Genomic DNA, 26,882 nt, shown 5'->3' with positions numbered 1-26,882 from the left:
GCTTCCCTTGGATGGCGCCGCTCTTGTGGCCGCTGCCGGGACGCGGCCCGACCGCCCCGTCTGAACGCGCGTTCACGCCAGTGGTCCCTTCGGGCGCATTCCGGCCCCTGAGGCACCTCTGTTATCCTAGAAGGCTGAATATCCGGAATTTCAAATCACATGATCGAGACCAATCCGATCCATGCGCAGATCGCGGACCTCAAGGGCCGCGTCGAGTCGCTTAGGGGGTATCTTTGACTACGCCACCAAGCGTGAGCGTCTCGAAGAAGTAAGCCGCGAACTGGAAAGCCCCACCGTGTGGGACGATCCGCCGCGCGCACAGGAACTGGGCCGCGAGCGCGCCCGCCTGGACACCATCGTGAGCGGCATCGACAGCCTGACGGCCGGCCTCACCGATGCCGGCGAGCTGCTGGAAATGGCCGCCGCCGACAACGATGAAGACACCGCCAACTCGGTGGTCACCGACCTGGCCGGCCTCGAAGCCAAGGTGAGCAAGCTGGAATTCCAGCGCATGTTCTCCGGCAAGATGGACGCCAACAACGCCTTCGTGGACATCCAGGCTGGCGCCGGCGGCACCGAGGCGCAGGATTGGGCCGAAATCCTGCTGCGCATGTATTTGCGCTGGGCCGAATCGCGCGGCTGGAAGGCCGAGCTGATGGAAGTCTCCGGTGGCGAAGTGGCCGGCATCAAGTCCGCCACCTTCCGCGTGGAAGGCGACTACGCCTATGGCTGGCTGAAGACCGAAATCGGCGTGCACCGCCTGGTGCGCAAGAGCCCGTTCGATTCGGACAACCGCCGCCACACCAGCTTCACTTCGGTGTTCGTGTCGCCGGAAGTCGATGACGACATCGATATCGACATCAACCCGGCCGACCTGCGCACCGACGTGTATCGCTCGTCCGGCGCCGGTGGCCAGCACGTCAACAAGACCGAATCGGCGGTGCGTATCACGCATATCCCGACCAATACGGTCGTGGCCTGCCAGACCGAACGCAGCCAGCACGCCAACCGCGATCGCGCCATGAAGATGTTGGCCGCGAAGCTGTATGAGCTGGAGCTGCAGAAGCGCAACGCCGAGAAGGATGCGCTGGAAGCGACCAAGTCGGACATCGGCTGGGGCAGCCAGATCCGCAACTACGTGCTGGACCAGAGCCGTATCAAGGATCTGCGCACCGGCATCGAGCGTTCGGATACGCAGAAGGTGCTGGACGGCGATCTCGACGAATTTGTCGAGGCGAGTCTGAAGTCCGGCCTGGATGCCGGTGCCAAGCGCGTGGATGCCTGATCGACACCTATGGAACCTGGCCACACCGGAGGTAATGCCCGCATGACTCGCAGGAAGACTTTCCGTACGTTGATGGCATGTGTTGCATTGATGGGATGCCAGGGCCTGGTCGCCGCGCAGGACAATTCTGCCAGCCAGGGCGTCAAAGAGGATGCGCGCGCGGCCGGCAAGAAGGTTGGCGACGCGGGCCGTGACGTAGGCCATGCCACCAAGGACGCGGCGGTGTCCGTCGGGCACGGCGCGAAGGATGCGGGCCTGGCAGTGGGTCATGGCACGAGGGATGCCGCCCTGACCGTCGGGCACGGTGCGCGTGATGGATGGAATGCCACGAGGCACGCCGTCAAACACGCGTTCGGTAAGGACGATTGATCATCGGTGGCGCGGGAAGCCCTTCGCCCTGACGATCTGATGACAAACAAAAGCGCGTCCGCCACATGGTGCGGGCGCTGGCAGCGACGGGAACCTCATGACTGAACCGACCGATATCCAGCCCATCGACGAGAACAAGCTGATCGCCGAGCGCCGCGAGAAACTCAAGGCGTTGCGTGGGCAGGGCGTGGCGTTTCCGAACGACTACAAGATCGACGCGTTCACGGGCGATCTGCAGGCCGAGTTTGCCGATACGGAGAAGTGGACTGCAGAAGCCATCGAAGGCCTTGCTCGCCGCGTGAAAGTCGCTGGCCGCGTCATGCTCAAGCGCGACCAGGGCAAGGTTGCCTTCGTGCAGATGCAGGATGTCAACGGCCGTATCCAGCTGTTCATCCACCAGGGCACGGTGGGCGAGGATACGTACAAGGCGTTCAAGACCTGGGACATGGGCGACATCGTCGGTGCCGAGGGCACGCTGATGCGCACGCGCACGGGCGAGCTGTCGGTGAAGGTGGATGTGCTGCGTCTGCTGACCAAGAGCCTGCGTCCGCTGCCGGACAAGCATCACGGCATGGCCGATGTGGAGCAGCGCTATCGCCAGCGCTATGTCGACCTGATCGTCACCGAGGATGCGCGCCGCACCTTTGCGCAGCGCTCCAAGATCATCGGCTTTATTCGCAAGTGGCTGGAAGCTGAGCCGCGCCGCTTCATGGAAGTGGAAACGCCGATGATGCACGTGATCCCGGGCGGCGCCACGGCGCGTCCGTTCGTGACGCATCACAACGCGCTGGACATGGATCTTTATCTGCGTGTGGCGCCTGAGCTCTACCTCAAGCGCCTCGTGGTCGGCGGCTTCGACCGCGTTTACGAGATCAACCGCAACTTCCGCAACGAGGGTGTGTCCACGCGACACAACCCTGAGTTCACCATGCTCGAGCTGTACCAGGCGTACGCCACGTACACCGAGATCATGGATATCACTGAAGAAGTGATCCGCGAGACGGCCAAGAACGTGATCGGCACGACCAAGCTGGTATGGGAAGGCAATGAGATCGACGTGGGTCCGGCGTTCCGTCGCTGGAGCATGGAAGACGCCGTGCTGGAGTTGAACCCGGAGATCAAGCGCGATGACCTGCGCAATCGCGACGCCATGGCCGCCCACGCCAAGCGCCTGGGCTGCCAGGTCAAGGACGGCTTCGGTTGGGGTCGCCTGTTGCTGGAAATCTTCGAGAAGACGGTGGAGCACACGCTGATCCAGCCCACCTTCATCACCGATCATCCGGTGGAAGTCTCCCCGCTGGCGCGCGAGAGCGACACCAATCCCGGTATCACCGACCGCTTCGAGCTGTTCATCAACGCCAAGGAGCTGGCCAACGGCTTCTCCGAGTTGAACGACCCGGAAGACCAGGCCGCCCGTTTCCAGAAGCAGGTGGAAGCCAAGGTCGGTGGCGACGACGAAGCCATGCATTTCGATGCCGACTACATCCGCGCGCTGGAAGTGGGCCTGCCGCCGACCGGCGGCCTGGGCATCGGCATCGATCGCCTGGTGATGTTGCTCACTGGTTCGGCGTCGATCCGCGACGTGCTGCTGTTCCCCTATATGCGCCCGGAGGCCTGATCCATGTGGTTCGCGATTGTTGGTACGGATGTGCCCGATTCCCTGGAGAAGCGTTTGGCCGCGCGCCCGGCGCATGTGGAACGCCTGAAAAAGTTGCTGGATGAAGGCCGCCTGCTGGTGGCCGGCCCGTTCCCGGCGATCGATTCGCCCGATCCGGGCCCGGCGGGTTTCACCGGCAGCCTGATCCTGGCCGAGTTCGCCTCGCAGGCGGACGCGGAGGCCTGGGCCAAGGTCGATCCGTATGTGGATGCCGGCGTCTACGCCAGCGTCAGCGTCAAGCCCTTTATCAAAGCGCTGCCGCAGGCATGAGCGCGCCCATGGTCGAGCAGATCCGCGAGCGCCTGCAGCAGGCGCTGGAACCCTCGACCCTCGAAGTGCTGGACGAGGGCCACAAGCACGCCGGCCATGCCAACGAGGGGAAGGGGCATTTCCACGTGCGCATTGTCAGCGCGGCCTTCGCCGGGCAGATGTCGATCAAGCGCCATCGCCTGGTTTACGCCGCCCTGCACGGGCTGATGGACAACGGGATCCACGCGCTGTCGATCGACGCAAAGGCGCCCGGCGAGTAAGGGCAACCGGTTCCCTCACCGTCGTCCCAGCGAAAGCTGGGACCCGGTGACTTTGCCTTGAGACGCACCGTCCGAAGGCGCTGGATTCCTGCTTTCGCAGGAATGACGATCTAGGGCGAAGAGAAAACTTTTCTATAACATTGGCTTATGCGCCAGTGTTAAAGTGAAAGCTGTGGCCAAAACGCATTGCGGCTTCCCCTCGCGTTTGGCACAGTGACCCATCGCCCGGGCGCCCCCGGGCTTATCCACTTTTGCCGCCGATGCCCGCATGCGCCTGACTACGATCAAACTCGCCGGCTTCAAGTCCTTCGTGGACCCGACGACGCTCCATTTGCCGACCAATATGACCGGCGTCGTAGGTCCGAACGGCTGCGGCAAATCCAACATTATCGATGCGATCCGCTGGGTGATGGGCGAGAGCGCGGCCAGCCGCCTGCGCGGCGACTCGCTCACCGACGTGATCTTCTCCGGCTCCAACGCGCGCAAGCCGGTGGGCCAGGCCACGGTCGAGCTGATCTTCGATAACGCCGATGGCACCATCCAGGGCGAATACGGGCAGTACGCCGAGATTTCGGTGAAGCGCCAGGTGACGCGCGACGGGCAGTCGGCGTACTACCTCAATGGCGCGCGCTGTCGCCGCCGCGACATCACCGATCTGTTCCTGGGCACGGGTTTGGGTCCGCGCAGCTACTCGATCATCGAGCAGGGCATGATCAGCCAGATCGTCGAGGCGGCACCCGACGAGTTGCGCACGCACCTGGAAGAAGCCGCCGGCATCTCCAAGTACAAGGAGCGCCGCAAGGAAACCGAGAGCCGCATCAAGTCCACCCGCGAAAACCTCGACCGCGTGCGCGACGTGCGCGACGAAGTGGACAAGCAGCTCGAACACTTGAACCGCCAGGCCCGCGCCGCCGAACGCTGGAAGGCGCTGAAAGAAGACCAGACGCGCAAGGAAGCCGAACTGCGCGCGCTCGAATACCGCGGCCTGAAGAGCCAGCACGACAACGAAGGCTCGGGCCTGTCCGCTGCCGAGATCGAGATCGAAAAGCACGTCGCCACCCAGCGCCATTTCGAGGCGCAGATGGAGACGGTGCGCGAGCGTCACACCGACGCCACCGACCATTTGAACAAGGTGCAGGCCGAGGTCTACAAGGTCGGCGCCGAGATCGCCCGCGTCGAACAGCAGGTGCGCTTCAACCGCGAAACCGCCGATCGACTGCAGCGCGCGCAGGGCGAGACCGAGCGCGAACACGCCGAGTTGGCCGAACACATAGCCAACGACCGCACGCAGGTGGAAACGCTGCGCATGGCGCTGGCTGAGGGCGAGCCCAAGCTCGAAGCCCTGCAGCAGATGCAGGACGACACCACCGAGTCGCTGCGCGATACCGAAACCAAGCTGGCCGACTGGCAGCAGCGCTGGGATTCGCATACCCGCACGGCGGGCGAATCCAGCCGCGCCGCGGAAGTGGAGCGCACCAAGCTCAATTACCTCGATCGCCAGTCGGTCGACCTGTCGCGTCGCCGCGAAGCGCTGGAGACCGAACAGAAAGCCACCGACATCGCCGCGCTCGACGCCGCGTCCGAACAACTGCTGGTCGAACACGACACGCAGCGCGAACGCGTCGAATCGCTGGGCAGCCTGCTCGATCAGCACAAGTCTGCGCACGAAAAGGTGCTGGACGAAGAGCGCCAGGTGCAATCCTCGCTCAACGAGGCACGCCAGCAATTGCAGACCGCGCGCGGGCGTCACGCCTCGCTGGAAGCGCTGCAGCACGCTGCGCTGGGCCAGGAAGAAAGTGCGGCGAGCGGCTGGCTCTCGCGACTGGGTCTGGACAAGTCACGCCGCCTGGGCGAATCGCTGCAGGTGGAAGCGGGCTGGGAAACGGCCGTCGAAACCGCGCTGGCCGGCTTCCTCGATGCCGTGCTGGTGGACGAATCGCACGCGCTGGCGACTGAATTCGGTGCGCTGGACAATGCGGACGTGGCTTTGGTCAACGGCGCCGACGGTGGCGTGAATACTGCTGGCACGCTGGCGGCCCATGTGCGCGGTCCGGCCGCTGCGCTGACCATCCTCAATCACGTGCTTACCGCCGATTCCATCGAGCACGCGCACCGGATCGTGGCGGGTCTCTCGGCGCTGGCGCCGTATCAGTCGGTGATGACGGCCAGCGGCGAATGGCTGGGTCCGGGCTGGGCGCGCGTGCGCCGCGCGCAGGGCAACCAGGTCGGCGTGCTGGCGCGCGAGCGTGATTTGCGCACACTGGCCGAACAGATCCAGGCGCTGGAAGAGCGCATCGAAGAAGCCACCAATACGCTCGATGATCTGCGCACGAGCAAGTTCGAAGCCGAACGCGCGCGCGACGATGCGCAGCGCGAGCTGTACAACGCGCACCGTCGTCAGTCCGAACTGGCCGGTCAGGTGCAAAGCCATCGCGGCAAGATGGAAACTGCCCGTGCACGCGCCGAAAAGGTGACCGGCGAACTCAATGACTTGATCACCCAGCTCGACGAATTGCAGACGCAGACGCGCGATGCGCGTGCGCGCCTGGATGAATCCGTCGGCCATATGGGCGACCTGGAAGACCAGCGCCGCGAGCTGGAAAACGAACGCCGCGCCTTGCTCGAAGCACGCGAAGAAGCGCGCATGAACGCGCGTGAGGCAGCCGATCAAGCGCATGCATTGGCGCTGTCGATGGAGTCGAAGCGTTCGTCGCTGAGTTCGCTGGAACAGTCGCTGGCGCGCATGGACACCCAGATGCGCCAGATCGAAGCCCGCCGTACCGAAATCGCCGACCAGCTGGCGGCCGGTTCCGATCCCATCGCCGAACTGGAAGCCGAGCGCCAGACCTATCTCGATCAGCGCCTGCTGGTCGACAAGCAGTTGGTGGAGGCGCGTCGCGGCCTGGAAGACTGCGATCTCGAATTCCGTCGCCTGGAACAAGAGCGTCAGCGCATCGAGCAGCTGTTGCAGGGCCTGCGCGAAGGGCTGTCGCAGAAGCGCCTCGCCGCACAGGCGTTGCAGCTGCGCGCCGAGCAGTTGGCCGAGGCGATCACCGCCTCCGGTCTCGAACTGGAACCGCTGCTTGCCGAGCTCGCCGAAAATGCCGACGCCAGCCAATGGCGCACGCAGCTGGTCGAGATCGGCCAGAAGATCGTGCGGCTGGAGCCGGTCAATCTCGCCGCCATCCAGGAACACGCCGAGCAGAGCGAGCGCAAGACGTATCTGGATAATCAGCTGACCGACCTGGTCAGCGCCATGGAGACGCTGGAGGCGGCGATCAAGAAGATCGATCGCGAAACGCGCCAGCGCTTCAAGGAAACCTTCGACCGCGTCAACGCCGGCGTGCAGGAGTTGTTCCCGCGCCTGTTCGGCGGTGGCCACGCGTACCTGGAACTCACCGGCGACGATCTGCTCAACACCGGCGTGGCGATCATGGCGCGTCCGCCGGGCAAGCGTGTTTCCAACATCACCCTGCTGTCGGGTGGCGAAAAGGCGCTGACCGCGGTGTCGCTGGTGTTTGCCATCTTCGGCCTCAATCCCGCGCCGTTCTGCCTGCTGGACGAGGTGGACGCGCCGCTGGACGAAGCCAACGTGGGTCGCTTCTCCAACATGGTGAAGGAGATGAGCGAGAAAGTTCAGTTCATCTTTGTCAGTCACAATAAGGCCACCATGGAAGCAGCCTCCCAGCTGTGCGGCGTGACCATGCGCGAAGCAGGCGTATCGCGACTCGTGCAGGTGGACCTGGCTGAAGCAGCTAAACTTGCGGGAGCAGCTTGAGGATTTGATATGACCGTGCAACCCGTACTCGCTTTTGCCTGGAATGCCGCCGTTGGCGTTCCCATGCTCATCGTCGGCCTGATTGTTCTGGCAGGACTGTGGCTGTTTGGCCAGCCCAGGAAAGAGCAGGGCAAGCGACGGGTGATCGTGACAGCCTCGGGCGAACGCCGCGAGCCGACCTTTGGTACCGAAGGCGATATCTCTACCGAGCCGTCCTTCAGTGCGCACGACGATTTCCGCATGGACGAACTCGACGCCCGCCAGCAGCCCCATCAGGGTGAGCTCGATGTCGGTTTGCGTGAGGAACTGGAACGCCTTGGCGCCACGCTCGCGGGCGGCAAGGACAGGGTCGAGCCGGCGCCAGTCGGTCGCTCGCTGGGCGCGGCGGCATCGATTGTCGATGCCTTGCGCGCACCGCCGGAGCAGTTCGAGCAGAGCCTGGCGCAGGCGACGGGTGCCGATCAGGTGACCGCCCCGCGTGTACACGAGCCTGAGCCCGTAGCCGTTGCCGCGCCGGCGCCCGCACCGGCGCCGGAGGCGCCTCGCGTGCCGCAGCGTTCCGACGTGGGTCGTCGTCCGGAACGCCTGCCGGTCGAGCGTATCGTCACGCTGTTCGTGGTGGCGCGCGAAGGCAATGTGTTCAACGGCGCCGACCTGATTGTGGCGGCCGAAAAGACCGGCCTGGAATTCGGCGACATGGGCATTTATCACCGCCTGGTGGACGGCAAGCGCGAGCTCGGTCCGATCTTCAGCGTCGCCAATATGGTCAAGCCGGGCAACTTCGACCTGAGCCGCGTCGATGCCATGCGCACGCCGGGCCTGAGCTTCTTCATGACGCTGCCGGCGCCGATTCCCGCGCTGGACGCATGGGACGCCATGCTGCCCACCGCGCAACGTCTGGCCGAGCTGCTGGACGGCCAGGTGCTGGACGAGGAGCGCAACGCCCTCGGCCGCCAGCGCGTGGCGCATATCCGCGACGAACTGCGCGGCTGGGACCGCGATCACGAAGGTCGGGAAATCACCTTCGGGCGTTGAGGCCTGTAAAGGCCGTCCGGACAAGCTCTCCCTTGTGGCGCACGCTTTGTGCGGCCAGGTCCTCCTTTGTAGGAGCGCACTTGTGCGCGACCGGGCGCCGCTACGTAGCCACGTCTGGTCGCGCACAAGTGCGCTCCTACAAGGGAGGGGATGGGTGGTGATCTGCGGGGCATCCGTTCAACAACAACCTTGCGTACAACCGCCGCCTCAGACACAGTCAGCACCAAGGAGGGAACATGGCCTGCACCTTGTTGCGTCGCCTTGCCTGTCTGGGGCTGTTGGCGCTGGCTGCCTGCACCCATTCGGATCTTCGTCCCGATTACCCCCGCGTTCCCAGCACGGTGCTGCCGGTCCAGCCGGATGCGCCGCTGGAGGCGTATGCCAAGCGCATCTCTGCGCAACATGGCAGCGACAGCGGCCTGCGCCTGATCAGCGATTCCAACGACGCCTTGCTGGCGCGCATTGCGCTGGCCAACCGCGCCGTGCACTCGCTCGACCTGCAGTACTACATGTTCCATTCCGATGCGACCGGCGGCTTGCTCGCGCAACGCCTGTTGGCCGCCGCCGATCGTGGCGTGCGGGTGCGCCTGCTGCTCGATGACTTGCACGTGGCCGGCAACGACGACGTGCTGCGCATTCTGGATGGCCATCCGAATATCCAGATACGACTGTTCAATCCCTTTCTGGATCGCAGTACGTCGAGCTTGAGCATGGGCATGCAGTTTGCCGGCGATTTCTCCCGCCTCAACCGGCGCATGCACAACAAGGCGATGATCGCCGACGGCGCCATGGCGATCGTCGGCGGCCGCAATATCGGCGATGAATATTTCGACGCGAACGACAGCGTCAATTTTCGCGACCTGGATGTGCTGACGATTGGCCCGGTGGTGGCCGAGGTCGGGCAGATGTTCGATCGGTACTGGAACAGCGAACAGTCATTCCCGATCGGCGCGTTTCATCGCAAGACGCCCAGCCCCGAGAAGTTGGCGCAGCTGCGCAAGACCATGGCGGCGAGCGCGCGCCAGTTCAGCGAGAGCGGCTATGCACAGAGCCTCGTCGCCCGCGTGGGCGACCTGGTACATGAGGCGCCAGCTACGTCGTGGGCCTGGGGCACGGCCACGTATCTCGCGGACGATCCGGAGAAGGGCAATCCCGCGGCCGACGGCAAGGATCTGCATATGGCCCCGCAGATCCGCGCCTGGATGGATGGGGCGCAGCAGCGGCTCACCTTGATCTCCCCGTACTTCGTGCCCGGCGACAAAGGTGTGGCCTACTTCAAGGGCATGTGCGACCGCGGCGTCGAGGTGTCGATACTCACCAACTCACTGGCATCGACGGACGCCGGCAATGTCTACGTGGCCTATGCGTCCTATTACACGGGCCTGTTGAAGGCCGGCGTGCATCTGTACGAACTGAAGCCGGACGCGCGAAAGGGCCGTGGCGGCAGCAGTTTCTTCGGCTCGTCCTCCGGCAGCAACAGCTTGCATGCGAAGGCCATGGTGGTCGACGAGCAACATGCCTTTGTCGGTTCGATGAATCTCGATCCGCGCTCGGTCCACATCAATACCGAGGACGGCGTCATCGTGGATTCGCCGGGGCTCGCCAAGGCGCTGCTGGCGATCTTTGCCGACGCCACCAAACCGGTCCACAGCTACCAGGTCCTGCTGGACGACAAGGGCAGCGTGTACTGGGTGGGCAAGGGGCCGGGCCAGTCGGACGTGCGTTACGACCACGCACCCGAAACCAGCTGGTGGCGGCGCTTCAAGGTCAATGCCGGCGGCCTGCTGCCAATCGAAAGCCTGCTCTGAACCAGCCCTTGAAGTCCGGGACGGTCGGCCCTATGATTGAGTGGTCACTCAATTATTGATCCCCATGGCCCGCCCCCGCAGCGAAGACAAGCGCAATGCCATCCTTGATGCCGCAACCCAGGTGTTTGCGGAGCAGGGGATCAATGCGCCGACCTCAAAGATCGCCCGCACCGCGGGCGTGGCCGAGGGCACGCTGTTCACCTATTTCGACAGCAAGGACACGCTGCTCAACCAGCTGTACCTGGAGCTGAAGGTGGACATGCGCGAGGCGATGCTAACGGGCTATCCGCGTCGCGCCAGCATCCGCGAGCGGGCGGCCCATGTCTGGCGCACTTATATCGACTGGGGCGTGGCGCATCCGCAGGCTCGAAAGGTGATGGCGCAACTGAGCGTGTCCCAGTGCATCGCGCCCGAAACCAAGGCGACCGGCTCGGCGCCGTTCGGCGATGTGCAGGGCATGTTGAAGGAGGCCATGGCCAAGGGCGTGTTGAAGGAGCTCGACCCCGCTTTCGTGGGCGCGCTGCTCACGTCGCTGGCGGAAACCACCATGGATTTCATCGCCCGCGAACCGGAGCGGGCAGAGCAGTATCGATTGGCAGGCTTCGAGGCGTTCTGGAACGCCATCGGCAAAGCCTGATTTGTTTTGACCATTAAATGAGTGTGTAATCACTCAATAGAGAGGATGTCATGTCAAAGGTATGGTTGGTAACGGGTAGTGCGCGCGGCTTGGGTCGCGATATCGCCGAAGCAGTGCTGGCCCATGGCGATCGCCTGGTGGCCACCGCGCGTCGTCCGGAACAGCTGGCCGATCTGGTCGAGCGTTACGGCGAGCAGGTGCGGGCCGTGGCATTGGATGTGGCCGATCCGGCGGCAGGACGTGCCGCAGTGGATGCGGCGGTCAAGGCGTTTGGCCGTCTGGACGTCCTGGTGAACAACGCCGGCTACGGCCACGCGCGCCCGTTCGAGCAAAGCGATGAAGACGACTTCCGCGCGCAGATCGAGACGAACTTCTACGGCGTGGTGAATATGACGCGAGCCGCGCTACCGGTGATGCGTGCGCAGAAGTCGGGCCACATCCTGCAGATTTCCTCGGTAGGCGGGCGCATTGGTACCCCGGGACTTTCCGCATACCAGTCGGCCAAGTGGGCCGTGGGCGGCTTCACCGAAGTGGTGGCTGCCGAAGTCGAGCACCTGGGCATCAAGCTGTGCTCGCTGGAACCGGGCGGCATGCGCACGGACTGGGCCGCCGAGGCCAACAGCACTTTGGGCGATCTGCTGCCCGACTATCAGGCCTCGGTGGGCGTGTTCCGCGAACGCCTCAAGGATGCGCTGGGCAAACAGGCGGGCGATCCGGCGCGGGTGGCGCAGGTGGTGTTGAAGATGGGCTACCACGAGCAGCCGCCTCGTCATCTGCTGCTGGGCAGCGATGCCTTGCAGTACTTCGGCCAGGTGGACGCCCAGCGCATCAGCGCAGCCGAGCGCTGGCGCGAGGTGAGCCTTTCCACGGGCTATGACGTGGACGCCATCCCGGCGTTTCCCGCGTACTAACAGCGGCTGGCACAGGAGATCCGGACGTGAAAATCATACTGTTTGGCGCGTCCGGCATGGTCGGCCAGGGCGTGCTGCGTGAATGCCTGGCGGCACAGGATGTGGAAGAAGTCCTGGTGCTGGGACGAAGTTCGCTAGGAGTGCATCACCCCAAGCTGCGCGAGCTCGTGCATCAGGACTTCTTCGACTATGCGTCGATCGAACCGCAGCTGCATGGTTACGACGCCTGCTTTTTTTGCCTGGGCGTGAGTGCGGCGGGCATGGACGAGGCGACTTATACCCGCCTCACCTACGAGCTGACGCTGGCGGCGGCCAGCACGCTGGCGCGGCTCAATCCCTCGATGGTGTTCGTCTATGTGTCGGGCGCCGGCACCGACAGCACGGAGCAGGGACGCAGCATGTGGGCGCGGGTGAAAGGGCGCACGGAGAACGCGCTGCTGCGCCTGCCCTTCCGTGCGGTCTACCTGTTTCGTCCGGGCTTCATCGAGGCGGTGCATGGCGAGCGTTCGAAGACCACGATGTCCCGCGTGGTCTACGCCGTGACGCGACCATTGGTGCCCGTGCTGCGGGCGCTGTTTCCGCGGCAGATCCTGAGCACGGTCACCATTGGCCAGGCCATGCTAGCGGTGGCCAGGGCGGGCGGACCCAGCCCCGTGCTGGAGTGCCCGGACATCGACCGGGCCGCCGAGCAGGGCTGATCCAGGCCGTGGCCCTAAGGTGTTAGTGCGCGGAGCGGACGAATGGCGTAGCGTGGCGCGGCGTTCAACCGGCGGCGGGTGCTACGGTTCGGCCCGCCTTGTCTGCGACCTCTCTGGCGACGAGTGCCCGCATGCGCTCAGGTATTCCCGGCAAACCGCGCTCGACTCGTGGCCACCGCCTGGTCTGGATGGCGTGTGTGGTCTTGTTGGCGGCGTGCAGCAGTCTTTCGCGGCAGCCAAAGAATGATGCCCTGAACGAAGCACGCCACCTGTGGCGTGACACGGCGGCCGTCCAGCGCAAGGACCTTGCCGCCCGCAACTGGCTGCATTGCGCCGTGGTGGCTTACCAGGCCTCGGAGCAGGGGAGCGCGGCCCAGCAGGCGGAAGCCCAGACGCTTGCCGACAACTGCACGCATGAGTTGCTGGGTTATCTGTTGGACGTCAAACCTGACCCGTGGCGTTCGCAGTCCTTGCGCGTACTGGACGTGCCGCTGCGCGTGGAATTCCGCGATCTGCCCGATAGCCTGGACGATGGGCCGGTGGCCTTGGCGCGCGCCGACGAGGTGACCATTCCCCCGGTGATGGGCGAGCGGTTCGCGACGCCTGGCTATGGCGTGCCGATGGTGGGGTGGCAGAAGCGATGCAACGACAAGCCAATCTGCATGCTCTATCCGCCAGAGGGCATCACCCGGTCGCTTACCGCATGGGTGGAGCCTGGCGCTGACGGTGTTGCCCAGCTGATCGTTTCAGGCATGCGCGAACACCCGGAGATCACCATCGGCAAGCGCAGCGTTCCTCTGGCGACGGATCCCTCTGCGACCCTGGCTGCGCTTTACGATCGTTCGCACATCAACCGGCTGGCCTTGTGGAACCTCATTGGCGGGCGGCAGTTCGCGCTGCGCGAGGGGCTGTATCTGCTGGAAGATTACGATCCGAACAAGACGCCCGTGATCATGGTGCATGGGCTGGGGCGCAGCCCGATGGTGTGGGCGAAGCTGACCAACCTCATCGACGGCGACCCTGATTTGCGGGCGCGCTATCAGATCTGGCACGTGGTCTACCCGACCAACACGCCGCAGTTGCTCAATCGGCTGATCGTGCAACGCTCGCTCGATCAGGCCTGGCATATTCTCGATCCCGATGGCACCGCGCCGGCGCATCAGGACGTGACGCTGATCGGGCACAGTATGGGCGGCGTCATTTCCCGGCTGATCGTGTCCGACAGCAATGATGTGATCTGGAAGGCCGCGTTCGATATTCCCCCAGAGCAGTTGCGCGGCACGCCCGCGGATCTCGCGATCGTGGATTCGGTATTTCGCTTCCATGCTTATCCCGGCGTGACGCGCACGATCTTCCTGGCGGCGCCGCACCTGGGCTCGCCCTATGTCGACAGCCTGATCGGGCAGGTGGCGTTGCGCGTGGTGCACGCCCATGCGCCGGAACTCGATGCCCTGGTCCGCGTGGCGGCGGAAAATCGCGCCCACGAAAATCCTCTGCTGGCCAAGGATTACGAGCAGTACGGCCTGAGCAGCATCAGCACACTGCGCGACGCACAACCCGTGAGTCATGCGGCGCAATCGCTGATGCCCGTCAAGGGTGTTCGCTACTACACGTTTGCCGGCAAGCTGCCAGGCACGGATCCTCCAGGCGACGGCTTTGTTCCGCTCAAGAGCGCGACGATTCCCGGCGCCGTCTCCACTACCGTCGTGAAGGACGGCCACCAGCTCTATCTCAACGATGAAGTGCTGGCGAAGATCCTGGACATCCTTCGCCAGCCTTCAGCGCCGTGATCAGTGGGAGGCGAGTGTCGGAAGCGGGTTTTGCACGGATGATACTTGCGGCAGCGGCAGCTTGATCGGATCCTGCGGCGCCACGATGGCCCACACCAACAGCTTCGCCGCTTGTGTGCTGCTCGGGTTGCGCGTGACCAGATGGTGCGCCCGCGGCGGCTCGTACCAGCTCTGGCCGGCGCCATAGGTTTTCGGTTCCTGCCCTTCGAGCTGCGACACCACCTGGCCTTCGAGCACGTAGGCGAAGATCGAGCCCGGATGCAGATGCGGCGCGGCGCTCCGGCCGGGAGCGAGGGTGACGGTGGCCATCATCGCGTTCTTGCCGGGCACGTCGGGCAAGGCTTGCTTCATCAGCGGCTGGACGGTTTCTTCGCCACCGTCGTGGGCTTGCGCCGTGACGGCGCCGAATGCCATGACCAGCGAGAGGACCAGGGGAGCGAGCGACATTTTCATGGCATCGCTCCGCTCAGGCCGGCAGTTTGCGGAAGGCAATCGCGAAGCGATTCCAGCCGTTGATGGCGACGATCAGCAAGGTGAGGTCGGTCAGTTCTTCTTCGGAGAAGTGCGGCTGCACGGCCTGCCACACGCTGTCGGGCACATGGTTGCTGGCGATCAGGGTGAGCGACTCGGTCCACTCCAGCGCGGCGCGTTCGCGGTCGGTGAAGAACGGTGTTTCACGCCACACGCTCAAGGTCGCCAGGCGGCGTTCGTTCTCGCCCGCCTTGCGGGCATCGGCCGAATGCATGTCCACGCAATAAGCGCAGCCGTTGATCTGCGAGGCGCGCAGGCGGACCAGTTCGATCAGGGATTTTTCCAGGCCGCTCTTGGCGATGCGCTGCTCCAGGCCGACCATGGCCTTGATCGCTTCGGGGCTGGCTTTGTAGAAGTCGAGACGCTGGTTCATGACGGGATCCTCAGTGGGGATTCGGTGGGAAAGTAGAATCAGGTTAGACTTCTCACTGGCCTTCTTAAATGTCCATTTTTGAGATATTTGAGGTAACCACTGATGGACATCCTGCTTACCATCGCCGGCCGCCGGGACCTGGCCGGACAGCTTTACCAGCAACTGCGTGGGGCGATCGTCGATGGACGCCTGGCAGCGGGTTCGCGGCTGCCGTCGACGCGGGATCTGGCCAGCCAGTTGGGCGTATCGCGCAAGACCACGCTCGAGGTATTCGAGCGGTTGATCGCCGAGGGTTTCCTGGTCGCCAGGCAAGGCGACGGCACCTTCGTCGCCGAAGGACTCGCCACGCCGCCGCCCGCCCGAGCCCGCGGCGCCTCATCGCCCAAGGCGGCGAAAGTATGGCAGCGGGTTCCCGAGGCCTTGTCGATGCCCAAGCCCGGCGAACGGCTGCGCTATGACTATCTGGGCGGCGTCACCGACAAGACCCTTTTCCATGCCGATGCCTGGCGCGCCTGCGTGGCGCACGCCTTGCGCACGCAGGCGCGTGGGCGGGGCATGTATCGGGATCCGGCCGGCGAGCAGGAGTTGCGGCTCGCCATCGCGCGCTATCTCGGTTTCAGTCGTGCGGTGGCGTGCAACTGGCAGGACGTGCTGGTGACCCAGGGCGCGCAACAGGCCATCGACCTGGCCGCGCGCGTGATGGTCGAGCGCGGCGACGTGGTCGCGGTCGAAGAGCCCGGCTATCCGCCGGCGCGCGCCAGCATGTTGGCGCTGGGCGCGCGGGTCAAACCGGTACGCGTGGATGCGGAAGGCTTGTGCGTCGACGAGCTCCCCGATGACGCGCGACTGGTCTATGTGACGCCTTCGCACCAGTTTCCGCTCGGCATGCCGATGAGCCTGGATCGGCGCGTGGCCTTGCTGGAGTGGGCGTCGCGTCGCGGCGCACTGATTGTGGAGGACGACTACGACGGCGAATTCCGCTTCGAAGGACGTCCGCTGGAATCGCTCAAGGGCCTCGATCGCAGCGGCGTGGTGGCCTATGTCGGCACGTTCTCCAAGACGATCTTCCCGGAACTGCGCACCGGCTATGTGGTGCCGCCGCCGTCACTCGCCGCCGATTTCCTGAAGGCCCGGCAGATCAACGACTGGCACGGCTGCAGCCTGACCCAGGCCGCGCTGGGCCGTTACATGCTGGATGGCGAGTTCGGCCGCCACGTGCGTCGGGTGCAGAAGCACTACGCCGAACGCCGGGCCGCCTTGCTGGAACACCTGCGCGGCCCCTTGTCCGCGTGGCTGGAGCCGATCGTGCCGGCGGCCGGTATCCACCTGGTCGCCCGGTTGCGTCAAGGCGTGAGTGAGGAAGCGGTGATTTCCCGCGCCCGCACCGCCTCCATCGCGCTCTACGGCATCAGTCGCTTCCACGCCGGGCGGCGCGCGCAACAAGGCCTGCAGTTTGGCTATGGCGACACGCCGGTGCAGGACATTCACGCCTCCATGCAGCAACTGGCTGCCTTACTGGCTAGTGCTTAAGGGGCACTGCCGGCCTTTCGGTTTTACCCAAAAGTATTAGTCGATAGGCCCTGCGAATTCACGCGAATTCAGCATTTGCTTCAGCATGATCGGGTCGCATGGTGAGCAGGGGCGGCACGGTCGCCATGCAGCGAGAACGGCAGGGCTCAGGGAAGGGCGATAGGAGTCCAGGTGTCTCTCCCGCCAGGCTGGCAGGTCGACCCAGGGCGACATCACCGGACGGCGCGGGGGAGGGAGTATGGGCATGCGCAAGATAACGATCAGGTTTCAGGACGTCGCCACTGAGTTAGCCCAGATCAACACGTTGCGTGACGACGTGATGGAGCGCGCCTTCAGCATGCTCGAGCAGCGCCACGACACGCTGGCCGCGATGCTGGTGCAAAGCCTCGGTGATCGCCAGCGCGCGGTGCGCTGGATGTGCCGTCATCAGAATGCGTTCGATGGACGAACCGCTTACGAGTTGCTCGCCGATGGCGAGGCAGACACCGTCTGGGACGAGATCGCGCTACTGAGCGATGCACCGGTATCGGCACGCATCAACGCCGTGCGGATGGCTTACTGAGGGCGTTCCGTTCCGACCGCGACGGGGCTCGGCGCCTTGATCGCCCACACGCTGTTGGCGTTGCCGCTGCGCGCCCTTCGCGTTGCCGCGCGTGCAAGCAGCGCGAAGACGATGCCTAGTGCGATGCCGGTGAGATCGACGCCGATCACGCGCCAGCCGAGCGGCGACCACGCCTGCGTCATGGCCGCAGCATTGCTTGCCAAGTCCACGATAGCCATCGCGGCGGTGAGCGCCGCCGTGACCCACAACAATTCGATCATCGCCCTGGCCACCGGTCGCAGGCAGGCATAGGCACACGCGGCGAGAAAGAGTCCGTAGCAGGCCACGCGCTGCGGCAGGCCGGCATCCACGCCCAGGCGCACCGCGATCCAGGTCGCCACGAACGCGCCTGAAATCGCCAGGCAACTACCGATGCACACGCCGACGGTGGCGCGCGCCATCACCAGCGTCTTGCGCGGCTGCTCCGCATGCCGGCGCTTGCGGCGCGATTCGATCCACAGCAGGTTGCCCGAATAAAACAGGAACGCGCCGGCCAGGCCGAGGATGAAATAAAGCCATTGCACCGTGCGTCCGCCAAAACTGCCGAAATGCAGGCCAAACAGCGAGGCGTAACTGATCCCGTTGACGCTGTATCTATCGCCCACATAGGTGGCCAGCACCGTACCGTCATGCGCCGACATCGCCACGCTGCCGAACGAACCCAGCGTGTGCTGCGATAGGCCGCGCACTTCTGCCACGGCATTGCGATCGCCGTAGTGCACGAAGTGCATATAGTCGGGCTCGAACGTAGTGACGCCGCTTTTCAGCGCTTCGGCGCGTGCGCGTTCGATCAGCGCATCGGTGGACAGCATGCTGGCGTTGGTGCCGCTGACGGTGACCGCCGGCGTGGTGTTGGTGGCCTTGGCGAAGGCGTCGAACAGCTTGCCGTCGAACGCCACCGTGTTGAGCGCGGCCAGCGTGATGCCGAACAGGCAGAACAGCGCTCCGGTCACCGCGAAGATCACATGGAACGGCAGGCTGATCACGCCGATCGCGTTGTGTGCGTCCTGCCAGAGCCGCTTGAGGTTGCGCCCCACGCGCATGGCGAACAGATCCTTCACCAGTTGCGGCAGGTGGATCAGGACGCCCGACAGCAAGGCGAGCCCGTAGATCACGCTGACGATGCCCATCAGATACAGGCCGATCACCGGCAGTCCCAGCGAGTCGTGCAAGGCGTAGACGAAGTCGGCCAGTTCGTTCTCTGCTGCTTCGGCGCGCGGCGCCTCCACCTGGCTGGCAGTAGCAAAACGGCTGCCGTCCTTTGCTTCCCAATACGCATAGGCGGCGTGCGAACTGTCGCGCGCAAGCACGATGCCGAAATCTTGGCGTGCCTCGGGATGATGAGCGAGCAGACGCTCGATCAAGGTGTCCATCGGCACGTTCGCGTCGGCCGCGGCGCGCCAGGGCGGGTTCTGCCAGGCGGCGATGTCGTCGTGGAAGACGGTCAGCGCGCCGGCATAAAAAGCCACGAACAGGGCAAAACCGGCGAGCAGGCCGGCCCAGGTGTGTACGGTCTGGAAGGTACGGATCGTGGCGGCTTTCATCACAACTTCCCTGTATCAGCCGGGCAGGCGCAGCAGCCACAGCGCAGCAAAAACGACGATGTTCGCGCTGCCCATCACCAGCCACGCGCGCGGTCCGCTGCGAAACATATACGCAACGGCCATGAAGGCCGTCCACAGCGGAAAGAACAGGATCAGCGCCGGTATCAGCAAGGCTTGGCCGTGTCCTGGCAGCACATACAGCAAGAGCGCGAGCAGCAGGGCGGCGAGCGGAAAGCCGAGCAACGTGCCGGCGAGGCAGCGGGCGATCATGATTCGCCGACTTCCGCGGCCTCGGTGCGCCACCACGCCAGATACGGCAGCAGTACCCAGGTGAGCATCAGCATGGTCAGCGCCGCGGTGATGCCCGGGCCCACACCGGCAGCATACCGCCAGCAAGCCGTACCCAGGAGCACCATCAGCCAGCCCAGTCCGCGCGCGGAAGCGGGCAGGGATACCGCACGCAGCCGCTGCTGCGCGCTGGCCAGATAGACCAGCACGGCGCCCGACAGGGTCAACAACAGGGCACAAAAGGTGATCACGTCGGCGCCTTGAAACCGCTTTGCACGAGATTGAATATTGAGAATTATTCTCATTTGACGGCAGTGCTGTCAACCGCGCGGGTCGCCGGACGGCAGCGCCGCGCCGATCCGCCGCACTCGCGACATCGCCTAAAACTGGTACTGGAAACGCCCCACGATGGCAGACGGATGCTTGCCGCTGTTTTCGTTGCCGGGCTTGTTCAGGTCCAGCGCGTGGACCAGGTTGGCAGAGAGGCGTACGGACTTGTCCAGGTACCAGTTCACGCCCAGCGTGAGATTGGTCTCCTTGCCGCCGACCACATCGCGATCGTTGAGGTCGGTCATGCTCAGTCGCGCCCCCACTTCCAGCGCGCCACCGCCATGCCCGTTCCAGGAGGCATGCGGCACCACCGGTCCGAAGGTGGCGTTGCCTTCGCGGTAGTCGCGGCTTTCTCCGGTGATCATCCAGCTGGCATAGGCGTACCAGCCGCGGAAGCGCAGGGCAGGCAGACCGTCGCTGCGTTGCAGATGCGCCTCCATATATTCGGCCTGCCAGGAGAACGGCCCGTTGACGTGCGCCGCTTCGAGGCCGTAGCGCTGCACCTTGTTCGAGCCGGTGATATCGCCGGTGTTGAGGAAATAGCCGTCCGAAGACAGTGCCACCTCCGAGGCCGACTTGAACTGCTGGTCGTTGTCAGGGCCGGCGCGACGCGTCGAATAATCGATGGCCAGGTGATACGAGCCGCGCGCAGTTCTCAGCAGATAAGCCAGGCGACCGGTGAGAGCCACGCCGCGCTGGGTGCGGCCTTCATCCTTGGCGCCGGCGGTGTAGAAGCCGTAGCTCCATATCCAGGGACCGTGGAAATCGCTGGAGGTGATGCCCACGCTGCGACTCGGTGCGAGCGCATTGGTGGTGGCGCGCTCGAGAAAAGTCGTGTTGCGAAAACTGCCGAACTGCTCGAGGCCGAACGGTTCCTGCTGGTTGCCCATGGTGACCACGCCGAAATACTTGGTCTGCTTGCGAACGTAGACATCCTTGAACTCCAGATGGCCGTCCACGATCTGCGCGTCGGCATAGAACAGCCAGTCGAAGCGCAGATTGTGAGTGAGGCTGATGTCGGCGCGCCGTATCGAAAATTGCGTATTGCCCAGGCCTTGATGGTTGTAGTCGGCGGCATCGACCATCACGTAGCCGTGGATCTGGTTGTGGATCACCGGCGTGTCGATGCCGCCTTCGAAGGGGCGCATCAGCGACAACTCGCGCAAGTGCTCCAGTGCAGCGCTGTCATTGCTGGCCGTCGACGTCCCGGAGGCAGGCGCGGCGGGCAAGGTTTCTTCAGAAGCGCTGGTCGAGGCGGCCGCTGGTTTGGACGGCTGATGGACGCATCCCGCTGACGTCGCGCAGGCAAGGCCAAGGCTCAACCATGTCGGGGCATGGCCAGCCAGCGTCTTGCGCGCGATATCCGCCATGCCCGCTCACCCCCGTCCCTTGCCGCTGTTGACCTGTGGCAGCCAGCGATCCTTGCCCTGGCCCGGGCTATTCATAGTGCCGCGATGGTGAAGCTTTGGTCTGTGGGAGCCGCTGGGAACCAGCGTCCCCGATCCTTCCGTGGCGAGGCCGGGCTTCCCTACGGAGGCGCATGGCCTGCCGTGCGGGTTAATATGGCGGTTTGCAACGCCTCCCAGGAGTCCTCGAGTGATCATCAACCCCAAGGTGCGTGGTTTTATCTGCGTGACGGCCCATCCGGTCGGTTGCGAGCACAACGTGATCGATCAGATCAACATCACCAAGGCGCAGGGCGACCTGGGCGAGGGTCCCAAGCGCGTGCTGGTGATCGGTGCTTCCACCGGCTATGGCCTGGCCTCGCGCATCACCGCGGCCTTCGGTTACGGCGCGGCCACCCTCGGCGTGTTCTTCGAGAAGCCCAGCAGCGAGACCAAGACGGGCACCGCGGGCTGGTACAACTCCGCGGCGTTCGACAAGCTCGCCAAGGAAGCAGGCCTGTTCAGCCGCTCGATCAACGGCGATGCGTTCGCCAACGAGACGCGCGAGCGCGCCATCGAGATCATCAAGAACGAGATGGGCGGCAAGATCGACCTCGTCGTCTATTCGCTGGCCTCGCCGGTGCGCAAGCTGCCGGACACCGGTGAAGTGGTGCGCTCGTCGCTCAAGACCATCGGCGAGACCTTCACCGCCAACTCGATCGACACCAACCGCGACACCGTGGTGCAGGCGTCGGTGGAGCCGGCGACCGAGCAGGAAATCAAGGACACCGTCACCGTGATGGGTGGCGAGGACTGGAAGCTGTGGATCGATGCGCTGAGCAAGGCTGGCGTGCTCGCCGATCATGCCAAGACCGTGGCCTATAGCTATATCGGCACCGAGATCACCTGGCCGATGTACTGGCACGGCACGCTCGGCCAGGCCAAGCAGCATCTGGACAACACCGCCAAGCAGCTCGTCGCCGAACACAAGGCCGAGCACCTGGATGCCTACGTGGGCGTGATGAAGTCGGTGGTGACCCAGGCGAGCGCGGCGATCCCGGTGCTGCCGCTGTATATCGCCATTTCCTTCCGCGTGATGAAGGAGCTGGGCATCCACGAAGGCACCATCGAGCAGATTAACCGCATGTTCCGCGACCGCCTGTACCGCAAGGATCATGGCGCGACCGAAACCGACAGCGACGGCCGCCTGCGTCTGGACGACTGGGAGCTGCGCGACGATGTGCAGCAGGCGTGCAAGGCGCTGTGGTCGACGGTGAATACCGAAAACCTCAACCAGCTCACCGACTACGCCGGTTACAAGAGCGACTTCCTGCGCCTGTTCGGCTTTGGCCGCAGCGACATCCATTACGAAGAAGACGTGAACCCGGATCGCCGCTTCGACGTGATCGAACTCTGATCGACCCCACCGGATGCCGCCATCGCGCGGCATCCGGTACCGTCCAAAGACGAGGCATACAACCGCTCAGGCGCTCACTAAGCTGTCGGCATGAGCACCGCCATCGTCTGGTTTCGCCGCGACCTACGCCTCGCCGATCATCCCGCACTCAGTGCCGCCGCGCAGGCGCACGAACACATCCTCCCGCTCTATATTCATGCACCGCATGAAGACGGCGCGTGGACTCCCGGCGCCGCGAGCCGCTGGTGGCTGCATCATTCCCTTGCGCGACTCGATGCCCAACTGCGCGAGCATGGCAATGCACTGCATCTTGCGCAGGGCAGCAGCCTTGAGGTGCTGCGCGATCTGATCGATCGCACGGGAGCTACGGCGGTCTACTGGAGCCGAGTCTACGAACCCGCCGCCATCGCGCGGGACAGCGAACTCAAGACCGCCTTGCGCGAGCAGGGCGTCGAGGTCCACAGCTTCAATGCGTCGCTGTGGTGCGAACCCTGGCGGATCGAGACGAAACAGCAGGGGCCGTATCGCGTGTTCACGCCGTTCTGGCGGAGCCTGCGTCCCCAACTCGAGGTCGTGCAGCCCTTGGCCGTGCCGGCTTCACTGCGTGCGATCACAGTCGACGGAAGCGTGCCGCTGGATGCGCTCAAGCTATTGCCGCGCATCGCGTGGGACGGCGGCCTGCAGGAAGCCTGGCAACCGGGCGAGCAGGGCGCGCAGGAGTGGCTGGATATCTTCATGGACGACGCCGTGAGCGACTATCAACGCGCCCGCGACCTGCCTGCGCGACACGGTACTTCGAGACTCTCGCCACATCTGCACTTTGGCGAGATATCGCCGCGGCAGATCCATCGCCAGCTGGTCGATCGCGCGGCTGCCACCGATGCGCGTCGACGCCCGGACATCGAGCCCTACCTGCGCGAGCTGGGCTGGCGCGAGTTTGCGCATCACCTGCTATATCACTTTCCCAAGACGCCTACGGCGAACTTCAACGAGCAGTTCGACCGGTTTCCATGGGCGAGCGAAGATGCCACGGCGATCGAGCGATGGCAGCGCGGCCTCACCGGCATTCCCCTGGTCGACGCCGGCATGCGCGAGCTCTGGCACACCGGCTGGATGCACAACCGCGTACGCATGATCGTAGCCAGCTTCCTGTGCAAGAACCTCAGGCAGCACTGGCATCACGGCGCGCGCTGGTTCTGGGACACGCTGGTGGACGCTGATCTGGCGAACAATACGATGGGCTGGCAGTGGGTGGCTGGCAGCGGCGCTGATGCCGCGCCGTATTTCCGCGTGTTCAATCCGGTGACGCAGGCGCACAAGTTCGATCCGGAGGGTCAGTATCTGCGGCGCTGGTTGCCTGAGTTGGCGGAGGTGCCGTTGAAGCAGTTGCATGAACCGTGGACGGATCCGGCCTTGCTGAAGCGCACCGGATACCTCGCGCCTATGGTGGACTTGGGTGAGAGCCGCGAAGCTGCCTTGATGGCTTATCGCACCATGCGCGCGAGCTGAGGATCCGCCGCACCGTCCCCCTGTGGGAGTGCACCCTGTGCGCGACAGGCCTCCACTTCAACGCTCCGGGTCGTCGCGCACAGGGTGCGCTCCCACAGAGGTCGGTTGAACGGATGTGGGTCCACTCCATTTGCGCAACAACCACGCCAACACCGGCGGCGTCACCATCGCCGTCAACAACGACATCGCCACGATGATCGCGTAGATGCGATCGGTGAATACACCCGCTGCCAAGCCAAGGCTGGCAATCACCACGCCCACCTCACCACGCGGCACCATGCCGAATCCGACGACGGTGGCACTACGCGCTCCCAGCGACAGCGATCCAAGAAAACCGCCGATCAACTTCGATGCAATCGCGATCAGGGTGACCACCAGCAACATGGTCGCCGCCTCGAGGTTCATCAGCTGGTGCAGGTCGATCTTGCTGCCGGTGATGACGAAGAAGAACGGCGTGAGCAGGGCGAGCAGGGGTTGCGTCTGTTTCTCGAGCGTGTGCTGCTGGCGTGTTTCGGAGGCGATCATGCCGGCCAGGAAGGCGCCGATGATGGCGGCCAGGCCGAACAGCGTCGACACGTAGGCCAGGCCAAGGCAAAGCGCCAGCACGATCGCCAGCGCCGAGTGAGGACTCTGCGGCTTGTCCAGCCAGCTTGAATTCCAGCGCATCACGCGCGCACCGCCGATACCGATGATGGCGATGAAGCCGATCGCGCCGGCCAGCACGGCGAGCAAGTGCACCACATCGATGCCTTCGCCGCCTTGCACTGAAACCACCACGCCAAGCAGCAACATGGCCAGGATGTCGTCGATCACCGCCGCACCCAGGATCACCTTGCTCTCGATGCGCTGGAGCGCGCCCAGCTCCTGCAATACGCGCGCGGTGATGCCAGCCGAGGTGGCGACAAAGGCCGCCGCGATAAACAGCGAACGGCTCCAGTCGAAGCCATTGCCGTGCGCCCAGGCACCGCCCAGTGCGAACGGCACGAGCACGCCGAGCACGCCGACGATGAAGGCGACCTTGCCGACTTTCTTCAGGTCTTCCAGCCGTGTTTCCAGTCCCACTGAAAACAGCAGCAAGACCACGCCGATCTCCGCCAGCACATCCAGCGGCGTGCCAGGCGCCACCTGGTCGGGCGTGATCCAGCCCAGCAGGGAAGGGCCGATGATGCAGCCGGCGGCGATCTCGCCCACCACGCCGGGCAGCTTCAGCCGCTGCGCGATCTCGCCGCCAAGCTGGGCGGCGATGAAGACGATGAAGAGGGTAAGCAGGATGTCGCTGGCGTGATGCATGCGTAAGTACACGGCGGCAGTCGAATGCCACGCATGCTACATGCTCGGCACGAAACCTGCGCTCAGTCGGACGCGTGCGTCGAGCGTGGCGAGGCGTCGCTCTTCAGTCGGCTGAATACCCAGCTGGCCGTGGCAGTCACGATGGCCAGCAGCAACACCGTCCAACGAAACGCAGGGATGTAGTCTTCGTGGGCATGGCCTTGCAGCAAGGCTTCCATCAGCAGCGAGGCCAGCGCAATGCCGAAGCTCATCGACAGATACTGCGCCGTCGAGGCCATCGACGACGCCTGCGCGGCGAACTTCACGTCCAGGTCGTTGTAGATGAGGGTATTCATGGCGGTGTACTGCAGGCCCATGAAGCCGCCGTAGACATACACCATCAGCGCGATCACCCACATCGGCGAGCTCTTGCCGAGCAGCGCGAACGACGCCAGCATCACCGCCACGATGAGGGTGTTGGCGAACAGCAGTTTTTGATAACCGAGGTACTGCAGCAGCCGGTTGATGCCCCACTTGGCGGTGATCGAGCCCAGCGCCTGCGGCACCATCATCAGGCCGGCCATCAAGGGCGACCAGCCGCAGCCCACCTGCAGGAACAACACCAGCAGCAGGAACATGCCCGATACGCCCAGGCGCGTGAACAGGTTGCCGGCCAGCGACACCCATACGCTGCGTACCCGCAGCAGGCTCAGATCCGCCACGGGGTGATCATTGCGGCGGCTGTGCCACACATAGGTCACGCCGAACACGACTGCAAGCACGCCGTAGAGGGTGATCCACAATCCTTGTCCGCCGCCACCGCTAGCCACTTCGGATGCGGTCAACAACATGGCCGACGCGGCAGCGAACAGCAGAAAGCCCAGCAGATCGAAGGGGTGCACATCGTCCAGGCGGTAATCGGGCATGTCGCGGCGATTCATCCACATGCCGATCACGCCCACCGGGACATTGATCAGGAAGATCAGCCGCCACGAGGTGTATTGCGCCAGTGCGCCGCCCAGCAGCGGTCCGAGCACCGAGCCGAGCAGGCCCACCGTGGCGACCGTACTCATGGCTCGCACGAAATCGCGTTTGTCGACGCTGCGCACGAGCACGTAGCGGCCCACCGGCATCAGCGCCGCGCCGCCCAGGCCCTGCAGCACTCGCGCGGCGACCAGCTGCGGCAGGCTCTGCGCGATGCCGCACAACAGCGAGCCGACGGTGAAGGTGGCGATGGCGAGCGCAAAGATGCGCCGCGTTCCGAAACGGTCGCACAGCCATGGGCTGGCGGGAATAAAGATCGCCAGCGTCAGCACGTAACTGGTGAGCGCGGTGCGCATGCCCAGCGGAGTGACGTTCAACGCCTCGGCCATCGCCGGCACGGCCGTGTTGACGATGGTGGAGTCCAGCGCCTGCATGAAGAAGGCGGCAGCCACCAGCCAGATCAGTCCGCGATAGCGATCGCGCGAGGACTCCGGTGGCGGAGCAGGAGCCGGCGCTTCCTCGCCTGGCGGCGGCACGGGAAGGTTGGTTTGGGTGGCGGCCAAATTCTCGGACATGTCTCATTATGATAGCTGCTATGGCAGCTTGCTTTTGCGGGTCGCTGC

Annotated in this window: 24 protein-coding genes; 16 read left to right on the top strand and 8 right to left on the bottom strand. The window is 64.5% G+C overall.

The genetic code is table 11. From position 1 onward, the window contains the following. The first annotated feature begins 159 nt into the window (after positions 1–159). The 12 genes from prfB to AC1DKY_RS03690 all read left to right on the top strand — a co-directional run bounded on the left by prfB (position 160) and on the right by AC1DKY_RS03690 (position 14,498). Positions 160–1,285, top strand: a protein-coding gene (gene prfB, locus AC1DKY_RS03745) for a peptide chain release factor 2 (RefSeq protein ID WP_441602380.1) whose coding sequence is annotated in 2 segments (ribosomal slippage) — positions 160–234 and positions 236–1,285 — 1,125 coding nt in all. Because the reading frame shifts where the segments join, the coding sequence is not laid out codon by codon here. 42 nt (positions 1,286–1,327) lie between these two features. Continuing rightward, entirely contained in the window at positions 1,328–1,654 is a 327-nt protein-coding gene (locus AC1DKY_RS03740) for a hypothetical protein (RefSeq protein WP_441602379.1), read from the top strand. A 97-nt stretch (positions 1,655–1,751) separates the two neighbouring features. After that, a complete protein-coding gene (gene lysS / locus AC1DKY_RS03735) occupies positions 1,752–3,272 on the top strand; it encodes a lysine--tRNA ligase (RefSeq protein ID WP_441602378.1) in 1,521 nt (506 codons plus the stop codon). A 3-nt stretch (positions 3,273–3,275) separates the two neighbouring features. Beyond that, on the top strand, positions 3,276–3,581 hold the full coding sequence (locus AC1DKY_RS03730) for a YciI family protein (protein ID WP_441602377.1): 306 nt from the start codon (positions 3,276–3,278) through the stop codon (positions 3,579–3,581). A gap of 8 nt (positions 3,582–3,589) precedes the next feature. Continuing rightward, positions 3,590–3,841 (top strand): BolA family protein, encoded by a 252-nt coding sequence (locus AC1DKY_RS03725; protein ID WP_441602376.1) that lies wholly within the window; start codon positions 3,590–3,592, stop codon positions 3,839–3,841. 268 nt (positions 3,842–4,109) lie between these two features. After that, a complete protein-coding gene (gene smc, locus AC1DKY_RS03720; protein ID WP_441602375.1) occupies positions 4,110–7,619 on the top strand; it encodes a chromosome segregation protein SMC in 3,510 nt (1,169 codons plus the stop codon). A gap of 9 nt (positions 7,620–7,628) precedes the next feature. Further along, complete coding sequence (gene zipA / locus AC1DKY_RS03715; RefSeq protein ID WP_441602374.1) at positions 7,629–8,654, top strand: cell division protein ZipA; 1,026 nt, start codon at positions 7,629–7,631, stop codon at positions 8,652–8,654. A 236-nt stretch (positions 8,655–8,890) separates the two neighbouring features. Continuing rightward, the gene (locus AC1DKY_RS03710) at positions 8,891–10,462 is read left to right on the top strand and encodes a phospholipase D family protein (RefSeq protein WP_441602373.1); all 1,572 of its coding nucleotides are present in this window, start codon (positions 8,891–8,893) and stop codon (positions 10,460–10,462) included. Between the two features lie 64 nt (positions 10,463–10,526). After that, entirely contained in the window at positions 10,527–11,099 is a 573-nt protein-coding gene (locus tag AC1DKY_RS03705) for a TetR/AcrR family transcriptional regulator (RefSeq protein ID WP_441602372.1), read from the top strand. Between the two features lie 50 nt (positions 11,100–11,149). Continuing rightward, positions 11,150–12,010, top strand: a complete 861-nt coding sequence (locus AC1DKY_RS03700; RefSeq protein ID WP_441602371.1) for an SDR family NAD(P)-dependent oxidoreductase — start codon at positions 11,150–11,152, stop codon at positions 12,008–12,010. Between the two features lie 26 nt (positions 12,011–12,036). Continuing rightward, positions 12,037–12,708: a Rossmann-fold NAD(P)-binding domain-containing protein gene (locus AC1DKY_RS03695; RefSeq protein WP_441602370.1), complete on the top strand. Its 672-nt coding sequence runs from the start codon at positions 12,037–12,039 to the stop codon at positions 12,706–12,708. Between the two features lie 131 nt (positions 12,709–12,839). Further along, positions 12,840–14,498 (top strand): esterase/lipase family protein, encoded by a 1,659-nt coding sequence (locus AC1DKY_RS03690; protein ID WP_441602369.1) that lies wholly within the window; start codon positions 12,840–12,842, stop codon positions 14,496–14,498. Here the strand turns inward: AC1DKY_RS03690 and AC1DKY_RS03685 are convergent, their stop codons facing one another. Continuing rightward, complete coding sequence (locus AC1DKY_RS03685) at positions 14,499–14,951, bottom strand: cupin domain-containing protein (RefSeq protein WP_441602368.1); 453 nt, start codon at positions 14,949–14,951, stop codon at positions 14,499–14,501. Positions 14,952–14,964: 13 nt separating this feature from the next. Then, positions 14,965–15,402 carry a carboxymuconolactone decarboxylase family protein gene (locus AC1DKY_RS03680; protein ID WP_441602367.1) on the bottom strand — a complete coding sequence of 146 codons (438 nt, stop codon included), beginning with the start codon at positions 15,400–15,402 and terminating at the stop codon, positions 14,965–14,967. Positions 15,403–15,504: 102 nt separating this feature from the next. On the opposite strand from AC1DKY_RS03680, the gene pdxR reads away from it, so the two are divergent. Both pdxR and AC1DKY_RS03670 read left to right on the top strand, forming a co-directional pair. Next, complete coding sequence (gene pdxR, locus AC1DKY_RS03675) at positions 15,505–16,932, top strand: MocR-like pyridoxine biosynthesis transcription factor PdxR (RefSeq protein ID WP_441602366.1); 1,428 nt, start codon at positions 15,505–15,507, stop codon at positions 16,930–16,932. A gap of 238 nt (positions 16,933–17,170) precedes the next feature. Continuing rightward, positions 17,171–17,494 carry a DUF2384 domain-containing protein gene (locus AC1DKY_RS03670; protein WP_441602365.1) on the top strand — a complete coding sequence of 108 codons (324 nt, stop codon included), beginning with the start codon at positions 17,171–17,173 and terminating at the stop codon, positions 17,492–17,494. Here AC1DKY_RS03670 and AC1DKY_RS03665 read toward each other — a convergent pair. From AC1DKY_RS03665 to AC1DKY_RS03650, 4 genes are all read right to left on the bottom strand, one after another. Further along, on the bottom strand, positions 17,488–19,077 hold the full coding sequence (locus AC1DKY_RS03665) for a PepSY-associated TM helix domain-containing protein (protein ID WP_441602364.1): 1,590 nt from the start codon (positions 19,075–19,077) through the stop codon (positions 17,488–17,490). The two genes, AC1DKY_RS03670 and AC1DKY_RS03665, sit on opposite strands and share 7 nt — an antisense overlap. Positions 19,078–19,092: 15 nt before the next feature. Beyond that, positions 19,093–19,347: a hypothetical protein gene (locus AC1DKY_RS03660; protein ID WP_441602363.1), complete on the bottom strand. Its 255-nt coding sequence runs from the start codon at positions 19,345–19,347 to the stop codon at positions 19,093–19,095. Beyond that, on the bottom strand, positions 19,344–19,616 hold the full coding sequence (locus AC1DKY_RS03655; protein WP_441602362.1) for a hypothetical protein: 273 nt from the start codon (positions 19,614–19,616) through the stop codon (positions 19,344–19,346). The genes AC1DKY_RS03660 and AC1DKY_RS03655 overlap by 4 nt, the downstream gene beginning before the upstream one ends. A gap of 129 nt (positions 19,617–19,745) precedes the next feature. Continuing rightward, positions 19,746–21,065 (bottom strand): OprO/OprP family phosphate-selective porin, encoded by a 1,320-nt coding sequence (locus tag AC1DKY_RS03650; protein ID WP_441602361.1) that lies wholly within the window; start codon positions 21,063–21,065, stop codon positions 19,746–19,748. A 226-nt stretch (positions 21,066–21,291) separates the two neighbouring features. On the opposite strand from AC1DKY_RS03650, the gene fabV reads away from it, so the two are divergent. Then, positions 21,292–22,497, top strand: coding sequence for an enoyl-ACP reductase FabV (gene fabV / locus AC1DKY_RS03645; RefSeq protein WP_441602360.1), 1,206 nt, complete (start codon positions 21,292–21,294; stop codon positions 22,495–22,497). A gap of 90 nt (positions 22,498–22,587) precedes the next feature. After that, positions 22,588–24,006: a cryptochrome/photolyase family protein gene (locus AC1DKY_RS03640; protein ID WP_441602359.1), complete on the top strand. Its 1,419-nt coding sequence runs from the start codon at positions 22,588–22,590 to the stop codon at positions 24,004–24,006. Positions 24,007–24,063: 57 nt separating this feature from the next. Here the strand turns inward: AC1DKY_RS03640 and AC1DKY_RS03635 are convergent, their stop codons facing one another. Both AC1DKY_RS03635 and AC1DKY_RS03630 read right to left on the bottom strand, forming a co-directional pair. Next, a complete protein-coding gene (locus tag AC1DKY_RS03635) occupies positions 24,064–25,296 on the bottom strand; it encodes a cation:proton antiporter (RefSeq protein ID WP_441602358.1) in 1,233 nt (410 codons plus the stop codon). Between the two features lie 62 nt (positions 25,297–25,358). Continuing rightward, a complete protein-coding gene (locus AC1DKY_RS03630) occupies positions 25,359–26,834 on the bottom strand; it encodes an MFS transporter (RefSeq protein ID WP_441602357.1) in 1,476 nt (491 codons plus the stop codon). Positions 26,835–26,882: the final 48 nt, after the last annotated feature.

The organism is Dyella sp. 01N448, assembly GCF_056399225.1.
The sequence above is the reverse complement of the archived record's forward strand: the minus strand, read 5'-3'. Positions and strand labels throughout refer to the sequence as shown.

Coding starts and splice junctions, on each gene's coding strand:
- AC1DKY_RS03740 (WP_441602379.1), top strand. CDS start 1,328: ATGACTCGCAGGAAGACTTTCCGTACGTTGATGGCATGTGTTGCATTG.
- lysS (WP_441602378.1), top strand. CDS start 1,752: ATGACTGAACCGACCGATATCCAGCCCATCGACGAGAACAAGCTGATC.
- AC1DKY_RS03730 (WP_441602377.1), top strand. CDS start 3,276: ATGTGGTTCGCGATTGTTGGTACGGATGTGCCCGATTCCCTGGAGAAG.
- AC1DKY_RS03725 (WP_441602376.1), top strand. CDS start 3,590: ATGGTCGAGCAGATCCGCGAGCGCCTGCAGCAGGCGCTGGAACCCTCG.
- smc (WP_441602375.1), top strand. CDS start 4,110: ATGCGCCTGACTACGATCAAACTCGCCGGCTTCAAGTCCTTCGTGGAC.
- zipA (WP_441602374.1), top strand. CDS start 7,629: ATGACCGTGCAACCCGTACTCGCTTTTGCCTGGAATGCCGCCGTTGGC.
- AC1DKY_RS03710 (WP_441602373.1), top strand. CDS start 8,891: ATGGCCTGCACCTTGTTGCGTCGCCTTGCCTGTCTGGGGCTGTTGGCG.
- AC1DKY_RS03705 (WP_441602372.1), top strand. CDS start 10,527: ATGGCCCGCCCCCGCAGCGAAGACAAGCGCAATGCCATCCTTGATGCC.
- AC1DKY_RS03700 (WP_441602371.1), top strand. CDS start 11,150: ATGTCAAAGGTATGGTTGGTAACGGGTAGTGCGCGCGGCTTGGGTCGC.
- AC1DKY_RS03690 (WP_441602369.1), top strand. CDS start 12,840: ATGCGCTCAGGTATTCCCGGCAAACCGCGCTCGACTCGTGGCCACCGC.
- AC1DKY_RS03685 (WP_441602368.1), bottom strand. CDS start 14,951: ATGAAAATGTCGCTCGCTCCCCTGGTCCTCTCGCTGGTCATGGCATTC.
- AC1DKY_RS03680 (WP_441602367.1), bottom strand. CDS start 15,402: ATGAACCAGCGTCTCGACTTCTACAAAGCCAGCCCCGAAGCGATCAAG.
- pdxR (WP_441602366.1), top strand. CDS start 15,505: ATGGACATCCTGCTTACCATCGCCGGCCGCCGGGACCTGGCCGGACAG.
- AC1DKY_RS03670 (WP_441602365.1), top strand. CDS start 17,171: ATGGGCATGCGCAAGATAACGATCAGGTTTCAGGACGTCGCCACTGAG.
- AC1DKY_RS03665 (WP_441602364.1), bottom strand. CDS start 19,077: ATGAAAGCCGCCACGATCCGTACCTTCCAGACCGTACACACCTGGGCC.
- AC1DKY_RS03660 (WP_441602363.1), bottom strand. CDS start 19,347: ATGATCGCCCGCTGCCTCGCCGGCACGTTGCTCGGCTTTCCGCTCGCC.
- AC1DKY_RS03650 (WP_441602361.1), bottom strand. CDS start 21,065: ATGGCGGATATCGCGCGCAAGACGCTGGCTGGCCATGCCCCGACATGG.
- AC1DKY_RS03640 (WP_441602359.1), top strand. CDS start 22,588: ATGAGCACCGCCATCGTCTGGTTTCGCCGCGACCTACGCCTCGCCGAT.
- AC1DKY_RS03635 (WP_441602358.1), bottom strand. CDS start 25,296: ATGCATCACGCCAGCGACATCCTGCTTACCCTCTTCATCGTCTTCATC.
- AC1DKY_RS03630 (WP_441602357.1), bottom strand. CDS start 26,834: ATGTCCGAGAATTTGGCCGCCACCCAAACCAACCTTCCCGTGCCGCCG.